A 19,377-nucleotide genomic window follows, 5' to 3' on the forward strand; every position below is an offset into this window, starting at 1 on the left:
CAAAAAATTGATGACAACAGCAAAAAGAACAAGAATGCTTTAATTTTTGTATTTCTAAATGGTGATTTGATAGTGTCTAAATTTTATTTAAAGAATAACTTCGGAAACTGTTTCTCGGGATCCCGTTTGAGCCATCCAATATAGTATGTTGAAACTAAAAAACCCCTTCCATAGCCAAAAAACTGAATGAACAATGCTCGTATTGTTAATAGCCCAATATATAAACTTCTATTTTTTAAAGACGAATCTATAAAAACTATAAATATATAAAAGAGCAAGGGTCCTATTAATGAGTAATGAAATACAATAGCCAGTACAATCGATGAGAACACAAAACATATAAACAAGGTGGGTAGCCAAAACGTAAGCTTCGCCGCTTTAGGATGCCATACATTAAGAATTGGTCTTACTAAACCAAATTTATTTACTTGTATATAAAATTTCTCCCATGATATACGGCGTTTATGATAAACAAATGCTTTAGGAATAAATGCTGTTTTAAATCCTTTTTTTTCTATTCTCTGAGATAAGTCTGGATCTTCACCTGGATGTATTTTTGAAAATCCTTTAGTAGCTTCAAATACTTCTTTTGAAATACCCATATTAAAACTTCTGGGTTCAAATTTTTGAACTGCGTTTTTATTTCCTCTTATTCCTCCAGTAGTTAAAAGAGATGTCATTACATAATTAATTGCTTTTTGTAATGGTGAAAAATCATCATGAGCAGCATCAGCCCCTCCATAACAATCAACATATGTTTCATTTAAAAAATCATTGACAATTTCTAGATAATTTTGTGGAATTATACAATCTGAATCTAAAATAATAAAATAGTTTCCGTTTGCAATTTGCATCCCAATATTTCTTGAGTCGCCTGGACCAGTATTATGCTTTTGATGATAATTAATATTTAATTTACTTTCAAATAATTTAGCAACATGCTGAGAATCCTCAGTAGATCCATCCTCTACAATGACCACCTCAAAAGGTATTTTAGTTGTCATTTCAGAAAAACTTATTAATAATTCCTGCACTTCTTGAGGTCTATTGTATACGGGGATTATGAAAGAATAATAGCGTTGCATTCCACAAATTTACATAAAAAAACCGCCTCAATTTTACTTGAGACGGTCTTTCACTAGGTATGAAAAAAAATTACTGTTTAATCACTTTGTAAGTACCTATTTCACCATTAACCGATACCTTCATTATATAAGTACCTGTTGGTAGTGAAGAAACATCTAATTGAGAAGATGTTGCTCCCACATTTTGATCAATTACTTTTTGCCCTAATACATTGAATAAAATTAAGCTATCAATTGTATCTTTTGCAGTAACGTTTAATTGGTCATTTGCAGGATTAGGATAAAATGCAAATCCTTCGATTGTATTTTCATTTGTTCCAAGTAATGTTCCATCAATTACAATATCTGTAATTGCTCCAGTGTTTACAACAAATACATAATACGCTTGACCTGCAAGTGTATTAATGGATGCGCTAGTTCCTCCAACACACTGGTTGTTAAACTGGTCAACATGTACAAGATCAGTTTCAGAAGCATTCTCATCTGGAGCTGTATAGAAAATTACAGCACTTGCTCCTCCTGGAGAAGTAATAGATGCAGTTGCAGTTCCTGATCCACCTGCTACAAAATTGTACCAAACTCCTGCAGAACCATTAATAGAACAACCTGCTGGGTCACCTGCTTCAAGTGTTGCTGCTGGCATAGCTACTGCTGGGTCTGTGTAAGGGAAACCTATTTCATCAACATCAATAGAGTTCGCTATCATATCGTTTGGTGGAGGTGTAGGCATACATGTAACATCTAAGGTGAAGTTACCTGTATTAGCACCAAAACCGTGTACCAAAATGTAATAAGTTGAAGCTCCGTCAGTAGGGAATGTAACTGAAGATTGTAATCCACAATCATCATCATTACCATCTATACAAACTAATGCACTGCAATCTCCTGAGAATACAGATATTTTACTATCGTAATCTGTTCCATTACATAATGTAGCTAATGCTGTACCAGGAAGACCACTAGAGTCTGTAAATGCATACCAAACTCCTGGCGCTGTAATATCCGTACCACAGTTAGCACCTGCTACATCATTGTCGATTGTTGCTGCAATAGTTGTCCCTGTTACAGAAGCACCACAATCAATTTCAATTGCGTTTTCACATAAGTCATTTTCAACTGGAGATGCACATGTCACAGCTAAACTAAAAGCTCCAGAATTAGAACCAAAACCTTCAACCATAATATAGTAAGTTGAAACCCCATCAGATTCAAACTCTAATTCTGATTGTAATCCACAACTATCATCATTACTTGCAATCTCTGTTGTTAGTGTACAATCTGTAAAAACTCTTAATAATGAGTCATATGCTGTACCACCGTCACATAAAGATATAGTAACATCCTGTGCTACACCATCACCAGTAAATTTAAAAAATTCATCTGGAGCAGCATTTCCACCGCTATCTGTATCATCACTAGTATCTCCAGTTACAACATCACCACATTCTACATTGATTGCAAAGTCACATTCATCATTTGTTGGTCCAGCACCAGGTGGGCAAAATTCAATTGAAAATTGAAGTACCTGTCCAGTATCTCCACCAGCACCATCACAAACTTGTAACTGCCAATCACCTGCTATTGACACTCCAGCAAAGGCTACTGAAAATGCACCTCCTGTAGCTTCATAAGGGCCTACTCCAAATGGAGCTGTTGCTGCACTAATATCAGCTCCTCCATCTTGAAATTGAGTCCCGTTGTATGCATCATCAGTTCCTCCTCCTAAACTTAAAGCAAGATCAAGAGTTGTTCCATCTGGAGCTACTAATGATAAATCTAAATCTCCAGAAAAAGTATGTTCAATATCTACTGTTACAGTTTGTAGGTCATAATCAGTACCAATAATTCCAGTTTCAGTTATTGTTACAGGAACTAAGTTAGGTGCTACCGCACAATCTGCTGTCTGAGTTCCACCTGGGTCAATTTCAAATGGTACTGCTGTAGAGTCTGTAATAAAGCAATCACCGCTACCACCACCACCGATAGCTTCACAATCACCACTAAAATTATATATAACTTCTTGATTATCTTGTGGTAATCCTGTAGTCCCATTAAGAGGAACAGTCCAATTTCCTGTTGTTGCATCAAACTGCACAGCAGGCTCACCTTGAATAGTTGTGTCTGTAGTTCCTTCCCAAAAAACTGTTCCTTGAGCAGTTGCAGTTCCCATAGCTATCTCTATCCAGTATTTTGTATCAGCTGCCATATCTCCTACAAAAGTAAATGGAGTAATTGCTAAAGAGGTTTCATAAACATCTGCAACTGGGTTAACCCAAGGCATAGCACTAACAATAGTAGGCACTAAAGTTTCAGTTCCTATCATTGTTCCTGGAAAACCAGCAGCATCTTCATAATAAGTAACCGTAGCATTTACAGGAGGGTCGCTTGGTGCAAACGTTAAAAAACTAGCAGTTATAGCGTCAATAGTAAAATTTTCACCAGCAGCTACAGTAATATCTGCAGCAGTTTTGAAATCAGAATCAAGAGAAGACCCTACACCAGAACCAGCTGCAGAACCAGCTGCTGTATGTTCTTGATTACAAGCCATTGCGCCGCCACCGCCTCCTCCGGAGCCATTTGTAATTTCAACATCATATCCAAGTCGGTCAACAACAGTAGAAGATCTAAATTCAAAAGTTAGCATACCTCCTGTAGATACTATTGATGCTGATCCTCCATTTGCTGCAATAAAATCAGCATACGTTATTGTTGTAGTTAAATCATTTTCAAAAAGAAGAGGTGCTGAATTATCTGCACCATCATAAATTCTTAACCAATCAAAAGTTGAAAACACATAGAAATCATTAAAAGTAACCTCATCGGCACCAACTAAAGTCGTAGTTGTAATACAATTACAATTAGGATAATTTCCAGGTACTCCATCAGTATCAATAGATCCTCCTGGTCCACCCGGATCAAAAAAGAAATCTCCTGTTGCAACATTAAATGTTTCAGTCGCTCCTGCAGTTGGAATAAAATCCGCTAGTACGTTACGGTTTTGTGAGTAAACATAATTTGAATAAAAGTCACTCTCTTGGGGCGTCAATATATTATTCTCGCCATTTATAGCATTATTACCTACATTTTCATAAGTCGCATTATTGACTTTTTGTTGGATAATATTAATATCAAAATTTTGTTGCCAATTACCGAGATTGGAGGCAGCGTTAATTTCAAGCTGCTCAGCCGTTGTGTAATTTTGTGCATACGTTATCCCCATAACGGAAAATAATGCGCACCATAAAAATGTAATTTTTTTCATAATAAATTTACAATTAGTTAATAATATCTTAAATGTATTCAAAATAATGTATTCGCAAAATGTTTTTCGACGAGTGACATGTTTTGACGACTATAAATTGATTTAAATAAAAATACCCGATAATCTTTATAGACTATCGGGTATTAAATTAAAATTGAATAAAAATTATTCTCCTACAAAAGTATCCATGACAGCATCACTCACTCCCATATTTGAAAAACCTCCATCATTGTATAAATTTTGAAGTGTTACTCTTTTAGTTAAATCACTAAACATAGCTATTGTGTAATTTGCACAGTCCTCAGCAGTAGCGTTTCCTAGTGGACTCATTTTTTCTGCATAAGCTATAAAACCATCAAAACCTTTTACTCCTTGACCAGCAGTTGTGGGTGTGGGTGATTGTGAAATTGTATTTACACGTACTTTTTTATCTTTTCCGAAGAAATAGCCAAAACTTCTGGCAATAGACTCTAAATATGCTTTATTATCTGCCATATCATTGTAATCAGGAAATACGCGCTGTGCTGCCATATATGTTAAAGCGATAATACTTCCCCATTCTGTCATTGCATCTTTATTATATAGAACACTCATAGTTTTATGAAATGATACAGCTGAGATATCCCAACCTTTATGAGTGTAATCATAATTTTGACTTGTATAATGGTTACCCTTTCTTACATTTACAGACATACCAATAGAGTGTAAGACAAAGTCAATTTTACCACCAAGAATTTCCATAGATTTTTCAACTAGGTTTTCTAAATCCTCCATCGAAGTAGCATCTGCAGGAATTACTTCTGATCCTGTTTTTTTGGCTAGCTCTTTAATCTCTCCCATTCTTAATGCAATAGGAGCATTTGTTAAAACAAAAGTTCCTCCTTCTTCATGAACACGCTCTGCAGTTTTCCAAGCGATTGAATTTGCATCTAATGCGCCAAAAATAATTCCTCTTTTTCCTTTAAGTAAGTTATATGACATGGTGGTTGGTTTAAATTATTTAGTAAGGTTATTTGTTTGTTTATCCTGTAAAGATACAAGATACTTTTATTTAATTTAATAGCTCACGAGCATTCGCTAAAGCTGTATCTGTTATTTTGTTTCCGCTTATCATTTGAGCAATCTCTACAATACGCTCCTCATCAGTGAGGCGTTGCATTTGAGTTATTGTTTTATTATTAACATCTTCCTTGAAAACTTTAATATGTTGTGCCCCTTTTGAAGCTATCTGCGGAAGGTGAGTAATACTTATCAATTGCATTTCTTTGCTCATACCTCCCATAATAGTAGCCATTTTAAGAGCCACTTCACCAGAAACTCCTGTGTCAATTTCATCAAAAACAAGCGTAGGTAATTTTCTGTATTTTGCTAGAACCGCCTTGACCGAAAGCATAATCCTACTCATTTCTCCCCCAGAAGCTACCTTTTTTAAAGGTCCTAATGAAGATCCCTTATTTGCTGTAAAATTAACCTGAAGAACGTCTGTTCCATTTTTCTTAAAAGAATCAACTTTTGAAAACACAAAGTCAAACTTCGCATTAGGCAACCCAAGCATATCAAGATAAACTTTTATTTTTTGCAAAAATTGCGGTACTGCACTCTTTCTTTTCTTATGCAATTTTTCTGCTATGTTTTCTAACTTATTAAAAAGAAGTTTCTTTTCAATTATCATTGCTTCTATAATAGTATCAAGATGAAGTGTTGTACTTATTTTTGAAGAAAGCTCGTTTTCAATTATTATTAGTTCTTCAACAGTGTTTACGTTATGTTTTTGTTGGAGTTTATATAAAATCTGTAGTCGTTCATTAACAGTTGCTAACTCATTTGGATCAGCCTCTACTTTTAATGAAGCACGCTCAACGGCATCAAAAATATCTTCAAGCTCAATAACTATGCTATTTAAACGTTCATGAATTTCTTTATACGCATCTGTAAAGTTTGAAATTTTACCAATAACACCTCTTGCTTCTTTTGCTGTTTCAATTGTTCCTATTTCTTCATGAGAAAACAGCTGCATTAATGATGCAAAAGACTCTTCGATAGTTTCTGCGTTATCTAATGTATTAAAAATAGCCTCTAATTCTTCTTGATTAAGTTTAGTCAAATTAGCTTCGGCTAACTCTGATTGCAAAAAAGAATTATAATCAAGCTCTTTTAAGGCTTCGTTTTTTAACTCGGTTTGCATTTGAAGTTCTTTTGAGACAGAATTATATTCAGATAGCAAATTTCCGTAGTCATTCAAAATAGGAAAATTTCCAGCTAATGCATCTAATACTTCAAACTGAAATTCCTCACTTGCAAATGATCTTGTTTCATTTTGACTATGTATGTCAACAAGGTGCTCTCCCAAGGATTGCAATTGATTTAAACTTACTGGAGTATCATTGACAAAAGCACGGGACTTGCCACTTGGCAGTATTTCTCTTCTAATAATTGTGTGTGCGTCGTAATCTAAATCATTATCAGAAAAAACTCCAGAAAGATTATAATTTTTCAAAGAAAATTCTCCCTCAATAATACATTTAATTGATGCATTTTTAACACTACTGCTATCTGCGCGCTTACCCATTAATAGAGACAATGCCCCTAATAAAATTGATTTTCCTGCTCCTGTCTCACCTGTAATAATAGTTAAACCATTATCTAGATCCACACGAATGTCTTCAATTAAAGCGTAATTTTTTATGGAAAGACTTAAAATCACAAAATGAATTTTTAAGATAAAAACACAATGAAACTATAACATATTTTTAATTAGAAACCTTATCTAATTTCTGCCCAAGAAGCTCTTCTAGTTGGCGCCATTCTATTTAAGGATTCAACAATATCTGATGTATCCATAGCTGGACCTCCACTATAAATTGCTTTTATTTCATCAACTTTTGCATCAAAAAATGTCCTAAGTAAATAAGAATTAGGTCTCCTATCATTAATACTTTTTAATGTTTGAAGAGAAGCTGCAATGTTATTTTTTGCCCCCTTTGCATCGTCTGCCATTAAATCCATTCCTAAACGGTGGTATTCATACATTGTTGCATGAAATTCCTTATAAACAGGACTTACCAAGGCATCATTATAACGGTAACGGGATTGTGTTCCATCTGTAGATTTCCATCCAGCAAAACTACTAGAAGATGCTGTATTAATAATTTGTTTTGCAACTTCATGATATGCATCGCCACCATTTAATTCAAACGTACTAGCATCAAGACCTATAATTGTGTAAATATGATAAGTAATTATCGAAATTAAATTTGAATTAAATTGATTTATATTAAACACTAACGGCTCAAACTCTTTATAATTAAAATTAACCTGCTTGTCGTTATAATTGTAAATTGAAGTATTATAAGTTGAATTATAAACTGGTCTAGAAGCCTGCACTTGTAGTGAACCACTAAATGCATCACCGTCATACGATGTTACAATCAACGTAAAATTACAATCTATACGTTCTTGGTTTTTATACTCCTCTGTAGTCCATTGTTGATTATTAATAAACTCTGTTAATTGCTGTTGTAATGTTCTAAAGATTTGAAGATTTGAATTTCCTCCAGCTTGCTCACTATCAACAGTTACCACAGCATTTAGCTCTTGAGCTAAACCTGTTGAAAAAGTTAATAACAATCCTATTAAGTATATAAATTTACGCATGTATCTTTTTACTAATATGTTCTAAAATATCCTTTGCAACTTCCTGCTTTGATTTAACATCAAAAGGAGTCACTTTATTGTCTTTTTCAACAAAAGTAACCTTATTGGTATCAGCTTTAAAACCTGCTCCTTTGTCTCTTAGCGAATTTAATACAATTAAGTCTAAATTCTTTTTTTCAAGTTTCTTTTTTGCATTTTCAAGTTCGTTCTGTGTTTCTAATGCAAAACCTACTAAAAACTGCGACGTCTTTATTTCTCCAACCGATGCTAAAATATCCTGTGTTCGTTCTAACACAATAGTCATTCCTTCGCCAGCTTTTTTCTTAATTTTTTCTTCGGAAATATTAATGGGGCGATAGTCTGCAACTGCTGCACTAAATATAGCAACATCACAATCCCTAAAATTATTATGAACAGCCTTATACATTTGAGCAGCTGTTGTTACTCTAAGTACATTTATCTTCTCTTCATCCACCATAACCGAAGATGGCCCTAAAACTAAAACAACCTCAGCACCCATTCTTAAAGCAACATCAGCAATGGCACATCCCATTTTTCCGCTGGAGTGATTTCCTATAAATCTTACTGGATCAATAGCTTCAAAAGTTGGTCCTGCAGTTACAAGTACTTTTTTTCCTTTTAATGGTAAATTTTTAGAAATTTCGGCTTCCACAAAACTAATTATAGTTTCGGGTTCTGCCATTCTTCCTTGTCCCACTAATCCGCTGGCTAATTCACCATGTGCTGCTGGAATTCTAATATTTCCGAAGCTATCTAAAGTATCAAAAGTATTTTTAGTTGAAGGGTGTTTGTACATGTCTAAATCCATCGCTGGAGCATAATAAACAAGACATTTTGCTGAAAGATAGACCGCAAGTAAAATATTATCACAAGTACCATGCGCCATTTTTGATAGCGTATTTGCAGTTGCCGGAGCAATTATAAACAAGTCTGCCCAAAGGGCTAACTCAACATGGTTATTCCATTGGGCAGTATCATCTTCTTCGTTAGTAAACGAAGAAAAAACTTCATTTTTTGAAAGCGTGGAAAGCGTTAATGGGGTGACAAAATCTTTTGCCGATGGGGTCATTACAACTTTCACATCTGCCCCTGCTTTTACCAGCAATCGTACTAAAAAACTAGCCTTGTAAGCGGCAATACCTGCCGTAACGCCAAGTAAAATATTTTTTCCGCTTAGGACTGACATGTTTATTGTGCTAAATCTTCATCAGCAGTATTACGGTAGTAGATTTTATCATCTAACCATTCTTGTACTGCAAGCGAGTGTGGCTTAGGTAACTTTTCGTAGAATTTTGAAACTTCGATTTGCTCTTTGTTTTCAAAAATCTCTTCAAGACTTTCGTTATAAGTAGCAAACTCATCTAGTTTCTCTAAAAGCTCTTTTTTAATGTCTCCATTAATTTGATTTGCTCTTTTTGAGATAATAGAAATTGCTTCATAAATATTGTTAGTAGCATAATCTACTTTGTTCTTGTCAATAGTAGTTGTACTTAACGGTGCTTCGCTATTTTTTATATCTGCCATAATCTTAATTTTCTGTAGTTGTTGTTTCGTAGGTGCTTAAAAGTTTTTCAACCGTTGCAAGCAATTCATCTGCATCAGCTTTCATTTCACCTTCTTTGTAATATTTTAAATATTGATTGTAGTATCCTTTTGCAGTTATTAAACGCTCTTCAACTACTGATGGTATACTATTTATCGCTCTATTATACGCTGCTTCAAATCTACCGTAAAAAGCATGCTCTCTATAAATTGAACCAGGGTGATCACTTACAAAATTATCATAAGCATCAATAGCAGGCTTAAAGCTTCCTATTTGTTTTCCAATTAATAAATATTGATCTGCTGTTTCAATATCTTTCCTCTCTAGCTTTTCTCTCAACTCTTTAACAAGTGCATTTGATTCCTGCCTAAATTGAGAGTTTGGGTATTTATTTACGTAAGCCTGTAATTTTTCAAGTGCCTTTCTTGTATCTGTTTGATCAAGAGAAAACCTTGGTGACAACTCATAGTAACTCTTAGCACTTTTATAAGCAGCCCTTTCTACACTATCACTTTTAGGGTACGATGATTCAAATCTTTCAAATTGATAACCTGCTACAAAATAATCTTCTAATTCATAAAATGTATTTGAATACATATACATCAACTTCTCTGCTTGAGGCTTTCCACGATATAATGGCACAATTTGTTCCATTAACCTAAGAGCTTTCTTATATTTTCCTTTAGTGCCAACTTGGTAAAGACTTTCTGCCATTTTAAGTTTAGCAGCAGAGTCATCACCTTTTAAAACGTTTTGATATTCACTACATGAAGTAAAAAACAACAAGATAAAAAGGAGTGGTAAAAAGTATAATTTCATTTGTCTAAAAAACATCGTGCAAAAGTAGTTAAATTAAAGAGATTACAAAAACATATTATTAGCTTGTATTAGTGCTATTATTGCAGAAACGAGCTGGAAAAAACAAGATGGCTTTTGTTTAAAATTTCAGCATTAAGAATGAGAGAGAACAAAAGCCTCAATATCTTTACGAAGTTGTTCACCAACCATAACTAACGGGAGTCTTACAGTATCTTCACAAATTTCTTTCGCACTGAAAACACTTTTAATACCCGCAGGATTCCCCTCAGCAAAAATATAATTTATACATGGGGCAATATCATAGTGTATTTTATAAGCAGCATCTACATCTCGCTGTAATCCCAAACGAATCATATCTGAAAACTGCTTAGGAAAACCTTCCCCAATAACCGAAATCACGCCCGACCCACCGGCAAGCACCATAGGTAAGGCAATCATATCATCACCGCTAATTACATGAAAGTCATCTGGTGTTTGATGTATCATATCCATCGCTTGTACTAAGTCTCCTTTTGCCTCTTTTATGGCCACAATATTACCAAAATCATGCGCTAATCTTGCTACCGTTCTAGGCTCTAAATTACTTGAAGTCCTTCCAGGAACATTGTATAAAATAATAGGCTTCGAAGATATTTTTGCTATCGCAGAAAAGTGCTGATAAATCCCCTCTTGTGTTGGCTTATTATACATTGGCGACACTGAAAGCACTGCGACAAAAGCATCTAAATTTGTTGTTTTAAATTCCTCAACAACTGCGGCAGTATTATTACCACCAATACCTAAAACTAATGGTAGTTTACCTGCATTTTCCTTAACAACAGTATTAATTACTAATTGTTTTTCCTCATCATTTAATGTAGCACTTTCTCCCGTTGTTCCTAACACAACAAGATATTCAATGCCATTATTTATTTGATATTGAACCACTCGCTTCAAACCCTCAACATCCACTTTAAAATCTGAAGTAAACGGTGTAATTAAAGCAACTCCTGTTCCTATTAATTCTTTCATATTTATTGTCCCGTCGCAAACGGAATATCCATTAAATTCAACTTTTTTATATATCTAACTTCCCCATTATCTGGAGGTATTTTTTAATTTCTTGAGCCGCCTTATCTATTTCTTTAGCAGTAACAGATATCATCAAATCATGAATGCGCTCATCACTATTTAATAGCCCTATTTTGAACTTAGCAGCACTCCTTGCTGCAACAATATCTAAAAACTCATGACTCCCATCTTGAAAATAAACCAAAGCATCAAATTGTATGTGTACAAAATCTTTTAATTCTTTTCTTTTCAAATCTCCCTTCCACGAAAAATCTCTATTTGTAAACTGCTCACAAGTTAATGACGTGTTTTTTTTATCAAACGTTACAAATGATAAAAAAGTTATTTGTTCTTCAGAAATATTAAGCACATCTGCAATCTTTTTCATTTCAGAAACAGAAGATATTACATCTTCATTGTACAAAAATGCCAAAGATTTTATTTTCCCATTTCGTCCTGAAACATCTCTATTTAAAAGTGCTTTATCAATTTGCTTTTGTAAATTTTTACGGCGTAATTTTTCGAACATTCGTTAGCTTAACTAGATTGTAAAATTAAGACTTTTATTGTAGGTTTTTTATTGAAATATTACAAAACAACCTTTTACAATCCAAGCATAGCTAAAAATTCATCTTCGCTAATAATTGCAACACCTAAAGTTTCGGCTTTTGCCAACTTACTCGGCCCCATATTTTCACCTGCGACCACATAATTAGTTTTCCCTGAAATACTCCCCGAAACTTTCCCACCATTATCTTCAATAAGCTTTTTAAGTTCCGTTCGAGAAACTCGAGCAAACACGCCCGAAACTACAAAAATATTTCCGTCAAGTGTATCTGTTTGGTTTGCCAATTCAGACTCACTAATCTGTAATTGAACATTGGCATTTTTTAATCTTTCTATAATATCACGATTTTCCTCAGCGCTGGGTGACAATTCAGAAAACAAATCGGTTGAAGTACTAGAACCAAAAAACGCAACCACACTTTGAGCAATGCGCTCCCCTATTTCATCCACAGCAATTAATTCCTCTTCTTTAGCTAACATTAATGCGTCAATACTTTTAAAATGTTTTGCTAATTTTTTTGCAACAGTTTCGCCCACAAATCTAATGCCGAGCGCAAATAAAACTCGCTCAAAAGGCACTTCTTTTGAAGCAATAACACCTGCAACCAAATTTTCTGCACTCTTTTGAGCCATACGCTCTAAGGGCAAAAGCTGCTCTACTTTTAAATCATACAAATCAGCGTAATTTGAAATCAAATTATTTTCTACTAACAAGGCTACAGTTTCACCCCCAAGACCTTCAATATCCATTGCTTTTCTTGAAATAAAATGCTGAATACGCCCTATAATTTGAGGAGGGCACCCTTTTTCATTAGGACAATAGTGCTTGGCATCTCCCTCCGTACGCACTAATCTTGTGGCACATTCTGGGCAATCTTCAATATATTTTGTAGGTGTAGAATTTATTGGACGTTCTTCTAAATTTACTCCTATAATCTTAGGAATAATCTCTCCTCCTTTTTCTACATATACCATATCTCCTTCACGGATATCTAATTTTTCAATCTGATCTGCATTGTGCAATGAAGCTCGTTTTACTGTGGTTCCTGCCAGCTCTACAGGCTCTAAGTTTGCTACAGGAGTAATTGCTCCCGTACGCCCAACTTGATATGTAATCTCACTTAAAATCGTGCTCACCCGCTCTGTCTTAAATTTATAAGCCATTGCCCAGCGAGGTGCTTTTGCAGTATAACCAAGCTCTTCCTGTTGCTGTAGATTATTTACTTTGACTACAACACCATCTGTTTCATAAGGCAAATCGTGCCTGTGAATATCCCAATAATTAACAAACGCTATGACCTCATCAATACTTGTTGCAAGTTTTGCGATAGATGGCACCTTAAAGCCCCATTTTGAAGCTTCCTCAAGTCCTTCCATTTGTGTTTTAACAGGTAGCTTTTCACCTACTAGACCATACAATAAACACTCTAAAGGTCTTCTTGCTACCTCACTACTATCTTGCAACTTTAAACTTCCTGAAGCCGTATTTCTAGGATTTCTATAAGGTTCTTCTCCGGCAGCTTCTCGCTCTTCATTCATCTTTATAAAACCGTCAAATGGCAATACTATTTCGCCACGAATTTCAAATTTTTGAGGAAAATCTCCTTTTAATTTTAACGGCACGGATTTAATTGTCTTAATATTAGCAGTAACATTATCACCTTGAAAACCGTCACCACGAGTTACAGCCTTAATTAGCACTCCGTTTTCATACGTTAAACTCATCGATGCTCCATCATATTTAAGCTCGCACGTATACTCAACTTTACCGTCAACTTGTTTTTTAATTCTGTTCTCCCAATCTTCAAGATCCTCTTTTGAATAACTGTTATCTAAAGAATACATGCGAAACTCATGTTTAACGGTTTCAAAATTTTTGGTCACTTCTCCACCTACGCGCAGTGTGGGAGAATTAGCGTCATAAAATTCTGGATGTGCTAATTCAAGCGCTTGTAACTCCTTTAATTTTACATCAAAATCATAGTCGGTAATTGTTGCATTATCGAGGACGTAATAGTTGTAATTATGTTCGCGCAGTTCGTTGCGGAGGATATTAATTTTTTCTTCAGCAGTCATGAAAACAAAGATAAATAACAAAATGGCACAAGGTTTTTAGTCTTGTACCATTTCATTGCATTTTTATCAACAAGTGTTAATGAAGATTATATTTCAGAATAACCTACATTAAACAGATGCTTTTATTAAAATACTTATTCTAAATTTAAAATTAAGTCCTGTCTGGCTTTAACCATTTAGGGACTTCAGGAGCTTTAAAGTTTCGCATTTTCTCGAGTAGGGCATCAACATCTGCATCCACTAGCAACAGCTCATAGTTTTCAATACTAAGAAAACCTTTTTTTACCATTGTTTCTAACAACCCCAATAAGTCATCATAAAAACCATTTATATTAAGCAGACCAATGGGTTTTGCATGTAATCCCAATTGCCCCCAAGTAATAACTTCAAATAACTCTTCAAGGGTTCCAAATCCTCCTGGCAGCGCAATAAAACCATTACTAATTTCTTGCATCATCATTTTTCGTTCGTGCATATTTTGAGTAGTATGCAGTGTTGTCAACCCAAGATGAACCACCTCTTTTAATTTTAAAAAATCAGGGATAACGCCTATTACCTTTCCCTTTGCATCAAGACAAGTTTGAGCTAATGTGCCCATGACCCCTATTTTTGCCGCACCATAAACCAGCGTTATATTCTGTGCTGCAAGTGTGCTACCCAATTGTTTAGTTGCTTTAGTAATTTGAGCATCATTACCATCACTGCTTCCGCAAAAAACACAAATACTTTTTAAATCATTCATACCTTAATTTTTAATGGAACATCGTAACATACGGTCTTTGCCAAACATATCTTTTTTAATTTCAACACCACCAAACCCTTCACCCACAAGCATTTCTCGCATCTCCTTTCCAAGATACTCATTTATCTCAAAATATAATAGCCCGTTTACTTTCAAGTTCGTTTTTGCCAGTTTTGCAATGGTACGATAAAAAATTAGCGGGTCTTCATCGCTTACAAATAACGCCCCATCAGGTTCGTATTTTAATACATTTTCCTGCATCATTTGTTTTTCTAAATCTCGCACATAGGGCGGGTTAGAAACTATAACGTCGTATCGCTTCGGAAATGAGGTAGCATTAAGCACATCTAGCTCCATGAAGTTAACCAAAACCTTATTCAAAATAGCATTTTTTTCAGCCATTTTAAGCGCCTCCTTTGAAATATCAAGTGCAGAAACAGAAACCAATGGTAATTGTTTTGCCAACGAAATTGCTATACAACCAGAACCTGTACCAATATCTAAAATTTCAATATTATTTTCAATGTACGCTGTAATCGGAAGGGTTGCTGAAATTTGTTTTTTTGAATTTTCTTCTGTTTTTATTTTCAAATTTTCTTTTTCACTTGTCAAAATCCACTCAACCAACTCTTCGGTTTCTGGTCTTGGAATTAACGTGTGTTCATTTACGTTAAATTGTAATCCATAAAATTCAGTATGTCCTATTATATACTGTATAGGTTGATTGTTCTTTAACCTTGAAAGAGCATCTCTAAACTTAAGCAATACTGCTTCTTCAAGATTCTGAGACTTATTCAAGGAAACCTCAAAGCGTGAATACCCTAAAATTTCTGAAGATAGAATAGAAAAAAAGTTTTGTATCTCTTCTTTAGGATATTGTTCTAAAAGCTCCTTTTTAAAATCTATTTGAAATTCTTGTAGCGTCATGTTATAAATCTCGAAGCATTTGTACTGGACATGAAAAATGACCTGTATTACCAAGAGGACCATCAAGGTATTTAAAACCATTACGTTTGTATAATTTTTGAGCCGCTTCCATAAATGTCATTGTTTCAAGGTAGCATTTTTCAAAGTTAAAATCGCTGCCAGCTTTTAAACACAATGCAATCATTTGCGAACCAATACCCCTGCCTCGCGCTTCTTCGAGATAATACATTTTTTGCAGTTCGCAAACATTACCCTCATAATTATCAAGTTTTGCAACACCTGCTCCACCTATTATTTTACCCTCTTGCTCCACCACAAAATAAATAGCACGATCTTTTTGATAGGTTTCAAACATGCAGTCTAGCGCAGTATCTGCATAAGCCGTACCCACTTTTGGCACACCTAAATCTACGAGCACCTTACGTATTACCTTTGCAATGTGGGGATTATCTTTTTTTTGAATTGGTCGTATGATAGCGTCTGCCATAAGCCTAAATCATTGTATTTTTGAATTGTGAAAATACACGAAAAATATATGTCTCGCTGCATTCAGCTAGCTAAAAATGGACTGGGAACAACGTACCCTAATCCGCTAGTTGGTAGCGTAATTGTACATAACAATATAGTTATTGGCGAGGGATGGCACTACAAAGCAGGCAGCCCTCACGCAGAAGTAAACGCTATAAATGCTACGGAAATGAGGTTTGCTTCGGAAACGAGCCGTCTCAACACTATTTTTAGTGAGGCTACAATCTATGTGAGTTTAGAGCCTTGTAGTCATTACGGAAAAACACCACCCTGTGCCGATTTAATAATTGAAAAAGGCATTAAAAAAGTAGTAATTGGAAGCACAGACCCAAATCCAAAAGTAGCCGGAAGAGGTATTAAAAAACTAATTGAGGCTGGTTGCGAAGTTATCTTAGGCATACTTGAAAATGAATGCGACACATTAAACAAACGTTTTTTTACATTTCAGAATAAAAAGAGACCCTTTATTATTTTAAAATGGGCAGAAACTACTGATGGATTTATTGCACCGCTATCTAGAGAAGAAAAAGCACCAGTATGGATTACAAATAAACAATCAAGGCAATTTACCCACAAAATGCGCACTGAGGAACAAGCCATTTTAGTAGGCACAACTACTGTCCTTAAAGACAACCCAAGTTTGACAGCACGTGATTGGGAAGGGAATTCTCCTGTGCGAGTGGTTATAGATAAAAATTTAAAAATTTTAACCACAGCTTCAATTTATGACGAAAAAGTGAAAACAATTATACTCACAGAAGTTACTAAAGAGAATAATGGAAATCTTTTTTTTGAAGCACTTAAAATTTCCGAGGACATTCCAAATCAAATTTGCAAAACCCTCTATAAACATTCTATTCAAAGTGTGATAATTGAAGGAGGAACTCGTACAATCCAAGCATTTATTGATACAAATCTTTGGGATGAAGCATTTGTATTTAAAGGAAATAGCACTTTTAAAAAAGGAGTTCAATCCCCTGTTTTAAAAGGAAAAACAATTGAAAAAACACTAATTAAAGGAGACGAGTTAATTTATTTTAAAAATCAATCTTTATGATTTATTTATTGTTAAGCATACTCGCATCCACATTAATTTTTGTGGTTTTTAAATTATTTACACGATTTAAAATTAACACTTTACACGCTATTGTATTTAATTATTTTGTTGCGTGCATTTGTGGGGTTATTGGATACGGAAAACCAATTGTTTTGAGCGAAATCCCACAATACGAATGGTTTTACTACACATTAGGACTTGGAGCTTTATTTATTATCGTTTTTAATTTAATGGCACTAACAACACAACGTAGCGGACTTTCTGTAGTATCTGTCGCTACAAAGATGAGTTTAGTGATCCCTATTCTTTTTGGGTTGATATACTACAAGGAATCTTTGGGCATATATAAAGGTATAGGAATGTTGCTTGCATTAGTAGCTGTTTATCTTGCGTCAATTAAAAATAGTGACGGACTAGTTGTTAAAAGAAGTTATTTAATTTTTCCTGTTTTAGTATTTTTAGGCAGTGGAATTATTGATACAAGCATTAAATTTCTCGAAGATAGTTTTGTTGCTGATGGTGACATAGCACTATTTTCATCAACAATTTTTGCAGCAGCAGCACTTATAGGTATTTCAATTATTAGCATAAAAGGAATTACTGGTGGGTCAAAATTTGAATTTAAAAATATTATTGGCGGCCTAGCTTTAGGAATCCCAAACTTTTTTTCTATTTACTTTTTAATCAAAACCTTACGATCAGATTTATTTGATAGCTCAGGAATCTTTACAGTAAACAATGTAGGAATTGTGATGCTTTCAACGCTTGTAGGAATTATACTTTTTAATGAAAAATTACTTACAAAAAACTGGATTGGGATTATCCTTGCAATTATAAGTATTATGCTAGTAGCAGTTGGACAATTTTTATGAGCGAAGAACGAGACACATATAATACCATTTTAAAGCCTGGAGAAGAAACACTCTTTAAAGATAGGGGGAGCAAGTTTTTTGGATATGCATTTCCGGTTAAGACAGAAGATGAAATTAAAGAAGCTATTGAAGATTTAAAAAAACAACATCACACCGCAAGGCACTTTTGCTATGCATGGCAACTTGGAAAAACCTACGAACATTATAGAGCAAACGATGACGGAGAACCTAGCAACAGTGCAGGAATGCCCATTTATGGCCAACTACAAGCATTTGATGTTACAAATATTTTAGTAGTATCAGTACGTTATTTTGGCGGAACAAAATTAGGTGTTGGTGGTTTAATTCAAGCATATAAAGCGAGTGCACAATTAGCACTTGAAGCATCAAAAATCAAACAATTAACTATAAACGAACATTTTATTCTCAAATTTGAATACCCAGAAATGAATATAGTGATGAGGATTATCAAAGACGAAAACTTGAAGATTGAACATCAAAAAATGGAATTGTCTTGTGAAATTGAAATATCAGTAAGAAAAAAAGAAGCTCAACGTATTTTTGAAATTTTTGAGAATACTTATAAAGTGATAATCAAAAAAAGTAAAGCCTAAAAAAATCCACATTAAATTTTAAGATTAAAATTAGCTAAGAATCTACTCAATAAAAAACTTTTTTGTTTAGCTTTTATGCTAATTTATCTAACAGATATTTAGGCGCTTTCATTAGCTTATTTGTTACCGAATTAATAAACACTAAAGTAGTCTCTCCAATAACCAATAATTGATCATTTTGATTATAGATTTTGTACTGAAACTCAATCCTATATGTAGGAATTTTCTTTATTTCTGTAACTATCGTCAGTTCATCATCATAATGTGCTGGTTGCTTGTAATCTAAGTTTAAATTAATGACAGGAAGCTGCACGCCATTTTCCTCCATCCATCTATAGGAAAAGCCCATATTTCTTAGCCATTCAGTCCTACCTTGTTCAAAATATTGTGCATAATTTCCATGGTAAACAACACCCATTTTATCTGTTTCATTATAACGTACTCTTAATTTAGTTGATGCTTTTTTCACAATATTTTTAAATAAAAAGGGTTACTTTACTACACAAAGTTATTTGAAATAAGTATGCGAAAAAAAAACGGAAAATTCAACACCCTTTTGG

18 protein-coding genes are annotated in these 19,377 nt (G+C 34.3%); 3 read left to right on the forward strand and 15 right to left on the reverse strand.

Annotation, left to right across the window (positions count from 1 at the left end; genetic code table 11):
* Window positions 1-83 precede the first annotated feature (83 nt).
* The 14 genes from GB234_RS10780 to GB234_RS10840 form a co-directional block, all read right to left on the reverse strand.
* Window positions 84-1,085 (reverse strand): glycosyltransferase family 2 protein, encoded by a 1,002-nt coding sequence (locus GB234_RS10780; RefSeq protein ID WP_151894578.1) that lies wholly within the window; start codon window positions 1,083-1,085, stop codon window positions 84-86.
* Between the two features lie 70 nt (window positions 1,086-1,155).
* A complete protein-coding gene (locus GB234_RS10785) occupies window positions 1,156-4,347 on the reverse strand; it encodes a T9SS type A sorting domain-containing protein (protein WP_151894579.1) in 3,192 nt (1,063 codons plus the stop codon).
* Window positions 4,348-4,512: 165 nt separating this feature from the next.
* The gene (locus tag GB234_RS10790; RefSeq protein WP_151894580.1) at window positions 4,513-5,328 is read right to left on the reverse strand and encodes an enoyl-ACP reductase FabI; all 816 of its coding nucleotides are present in this window, start codon (window positions 5,326-5,328) and stop codon (window positions 4,513-4,515) included.
* A 70-nt stretch (window positions 5,329-5,398) separates the two neighbouring features.
* Window positions 5,399-7,051, reverse strand: a complete 1,653-nt coding sequence (recN, locus tag GB234_RS10795; RefSeq protein WP_151894581.1) for a DNA repair protein RecN — start codon at window positions 7,049-7,051, stop codon at window positions 5,399-5,401.
* A 59-nt stretch (window positions 7,052-7,110) separates the two neighbouring features.
* Window positions 7,111-8,001, reverse strand: coding sequence for a type IX secretion system protein PorD (gene porD / locus GB234_RS10800; protein WP_151894582.1), 891 nt, complete (start codon window positions 7,999-8,001; stop codon window positions 7,111-7,113).
* On the reverse strand, window positions 7,994-9,208 hold the full coding sequence (gene coaBC / locus GB234_RS10805; protein WP_151894583.1) for a bifunctional phosphopantothenoylcysteine decarboxylase/phosphopantothenate--cysteine ligase CoaBC: 1,215 nt from the start codon (window positions 9,206-9,208) through the stop codon (window positions 7,994-7,996). Before coaBC ends, porD begins: the two co-directional genes overlap by 8 nt.
* Before the next feature lie 2 nt (window positions 9,209-9,210).
* A complete protein-coding gene (locus tag GB234_RS10810; RefSeq protein ID WP_151894584.1) occupies window positions 9,211-9,546 on the reverse strand; it encodes a DNA-directed RNA polymerase subunit omega in 336 nt (111 codons plus the stop codon).
* A 4-nt stretch (window positions 9,547-9,550) separates the two neighbouring features.
* The gene (locus tag GB234_RS10815) at window positions 9,551-10,384 is read right to left on the reverse strand and encodes an outer membrane protein assembly factor BamD (protein ID WP_151894585.1); all 834 of its coding nucleotides are present in this window, start codon (window positions 10,382-10,384) and stop codon (window positions 9,551-9,553) included.
* Window positions 10,385-10,516: 132 nt separating this feature from the next.
* Window positions 10,517-11,395 (reverse strand): 4-hydroxy-tetrahydrodipicolinate synthase, encoded by an 879-nt coding sequence (dapA, locus tag GB234_RS10820; protein WP_151894586.1) that lies wholly within the window; start codon window positions 11,393-11,395, stop codon window positions 10,517-10,519.
* Between the two features lie 46 nt (window positions 11,396-11,441).
* A complete protein-coding gene (locus GB234_RS10825) occupies window positions 11,442-11,963 on the reverse strand; it encodes a DUF6913 domain-containing protein (protein ID WP_151894587.1) in 522 nt (173 codons plus the stop codon).
* A 74-nt stretch (window positions 11,964-12,037) separates the two neighbouring features.
* Window positions 12,038-14,077, reverse strand: a complete 2,040-nt coding sequence (gene ligA / locus GB234_RS10830) for an NAD-dependent DNA ligase LigA (RefSeq protein ID WP_151894588.1) — start codon at window positions 14,075-14,077, stop codon at window positions 12,038-12,040.
* A 151-nt stretch (window positions 14,078-14,228) separates the two neighbouring features.
* A complete protein-coding gene (locus GB234_RS15225) occupies window positions 14,229-14,819 on the reverse strand; it encodes an LOG family protein (protein ID WP_235906119.1) in 591 nt (196 codons plus the stop codon).
* A gap of 3 nt (window positions 14,820-14,822) precedes the next feature.
* Window positions 14,823-15,746 carry a peptide chain release factor N(5)-glutamine methyltransferase gene (prmC, locus tag GB234_RS15230; protein ID WP_235906120.1) on the reverse strand — a complete coding sequence of 308 codons (924 nt, stop codon included), beginning with the start codon at window positions 15,744-15,746 and terminating at the stop codon, window positions 14,823-14,825.
* A gap of 1 nt (window position 15,747) precedes the next feature.
* Window positions 15,748-16,233: a GNAT family N-acetyltransferase gene (locus GB234_RS10840; RefSeq protein WP_151894589.1), complete on the reverse strand. Its 486-nt coding sequence runs from the start codon at window positions 16,231-16,233 to the stop codon at window positions 15,748-15,750.
* A 27-nt stretch (window positions 16,234-16,260) separates the two neighbouring features.
* On the opposite strand from GB234_RS10840, the gene ribD reads away from it, so the two are divergent.
* Genes ribD through GB234_RS10855 form a run of 3 tightly spaced genes read left to right on the forward strand, consistent with a single transcriptional unit; the run spans window position 16,261 to window position 18,817 of the window.
* Window positions 16,261-17,331 carry a bifunctional diaminohydroxyphosphoribosylaminopyrimidine deaminase/5-amino-6-(5-phosphoribosylamino)uracil reductase RibD gene (ribD, locus tag GB234_RS10845; RefSeq protein ID WP_151894590.1) on the forward strand — a complete coding sequence of 357 codons (1,071 nt, stop codon included), beginning with the start codon at window positions 16,261-16,263 and terminating at the stop codon, window positions 17,329-17,331.
* Entirely contained in the window at window positions 17,328-18,203 is an 876-nt protein-coding gene (locus GB234_RS10850; RefSeq protein WP_151894591.1) for an EamA family transporter, read from the forward strand. Before ribD ends, GB234_RS10850 begins: the two co-directional genes overlap by 4 nt.
* Entirely contained in the window at window positions 18,200-18,817 is a 618-nt protein-coding gene (locus tag GB234_RS10855; protein ID WP_151894592.1) for an IMPACT family protein, read from the forward strand. Before GB234_RS10850 ends, GB234_RS10855 begins: the two co-directional genes overlap by 4 nt.
* Before the next feature lie 73 nt (window positions 18,818-18,890).
* Here GB234_RS10855 and GB234_RS10860 read toward each other — a convergent pair whose 3' ends face one another.
* A complete protein-coding gene (locus GB234_RS10860; protein WP_151894593.1) occupies window positions 18,891-19,286 on the reverse strand; it encodes an acyl-CoA thioesterase in 396 nt (131 codons plus the stop codon).
* Window positions 19,287-19,377: the final 91 nt, after the last annotated feature.

This window comes from Patiriisocius marinistellae (assembly GCF_009014635.1).
Lineage (GTDB): Bacteria > Bacteroidota > Bacteroidia > Flavobacteriales > Flavobacteriaceae > Patiriisocius > Patiriisocius marinistellae.

Bases quoted from the DNA above. Each gene is read 5' to 3' on its own strand.
- GB234_RS10780 (WP_151894578.1), bottom strand. From the start codon at position 1,085: ATGCAACGCTATTATTCTTTCATAATCCCCGTATACAATAGACCTCAA.
- GB234_RS10785 (WP_151894579.1), bottom strand. From the start codon at position 4,347: ATGAAAAAAATTACATTTTTATGGTGCGCATTATTTTCCGTTATGGGG.
- GB234_RS10790 (WP_151894580.1), bottom strand. From the start codon at position 5,328: ATGTCATATAACTTACTTAAAGGAAAAAGAGGAATTATTTTTGGCGCA.
- porD (WP_151894582.1), bottom strand. From the start codon at position 8,001: ATGCGTAAATTTATATACTTAATAGGATTGTTATTAACTTTTTCAACA.
- coaBC (WP_151894583.1), bottom strand. From the start codon at position 9,208: ATGTCAGTCCTAAGCGGAAAAAATATTTTACTTGGCGTTACGGCAGGT.
- GB234_RS10810 (WP_151894584.1), bottom strand. From the start codon at position 9,546: ATGGCAGATATAAAAAATAGCGAAGCACCGTTAAGTACAACTACTATT.
- GB234_RS10815 (WP_151894585.1), bottom strand. From the start codon at position 10,384: ATGAAATTATACTTTTTACCACTCCTTTTTATCTTGTTGTTTTTTACT.
- dapA (WP_151894586.1), bottom strand. From the start codon at position 11,395: ATGAAAGAATTAATAGGAACAGGAGTTGCTTTAATTACACCGTTTACT.
- GB234_RS10825 (WP_151894587.1), bottom strand. From the start codon at position 11,963: ATGTTCGAAAAATTACGCCGTAAAAATTTACAAAAGCAAATTGATAAA.
- ligA (WP_151894588.1), bottom strand. From the start codon at position 14,077: ATGACTGCTGAAGAAAAAATTAATATCCTCCGCAACGAACTGCGCGAA.
- GB234_RS15225 (WP_235906119.1), bottom strand. From the start codon at position 14,819: ATGAATGATTTAAAAAGTATTTGTGTTTTTTGCGGAAGCAGTGATGGT.
- prmC (WP_235906120.1), bottom strand. From the start codon at position 15,746: ATGACGCTACAAGAATTTCAAATAGATTTTAAAAAGGAGCTTTTAGAA.
- GB234_RS10840 (WP_151894589.1), bottom strand. From the start codon at position 16,233: ATGGCAGACGCTATCATACGACCAATTCAAAAAAAAGATAATCCCCAC.
- GB234_RS10850 (WP_151894591.1), top strand. From the start codon at position 17,328: ATGATTTATTTATTGTTAAGCATACTCGCATCCACATTAATTTTTGTG.
- GB234_RS10855 (WP_151894592.1), top strand. From the start codon at position 18,200: ATGAGCGAAGAACGAGACACATATAATACCATTTTAAAGCCTGGAGAA.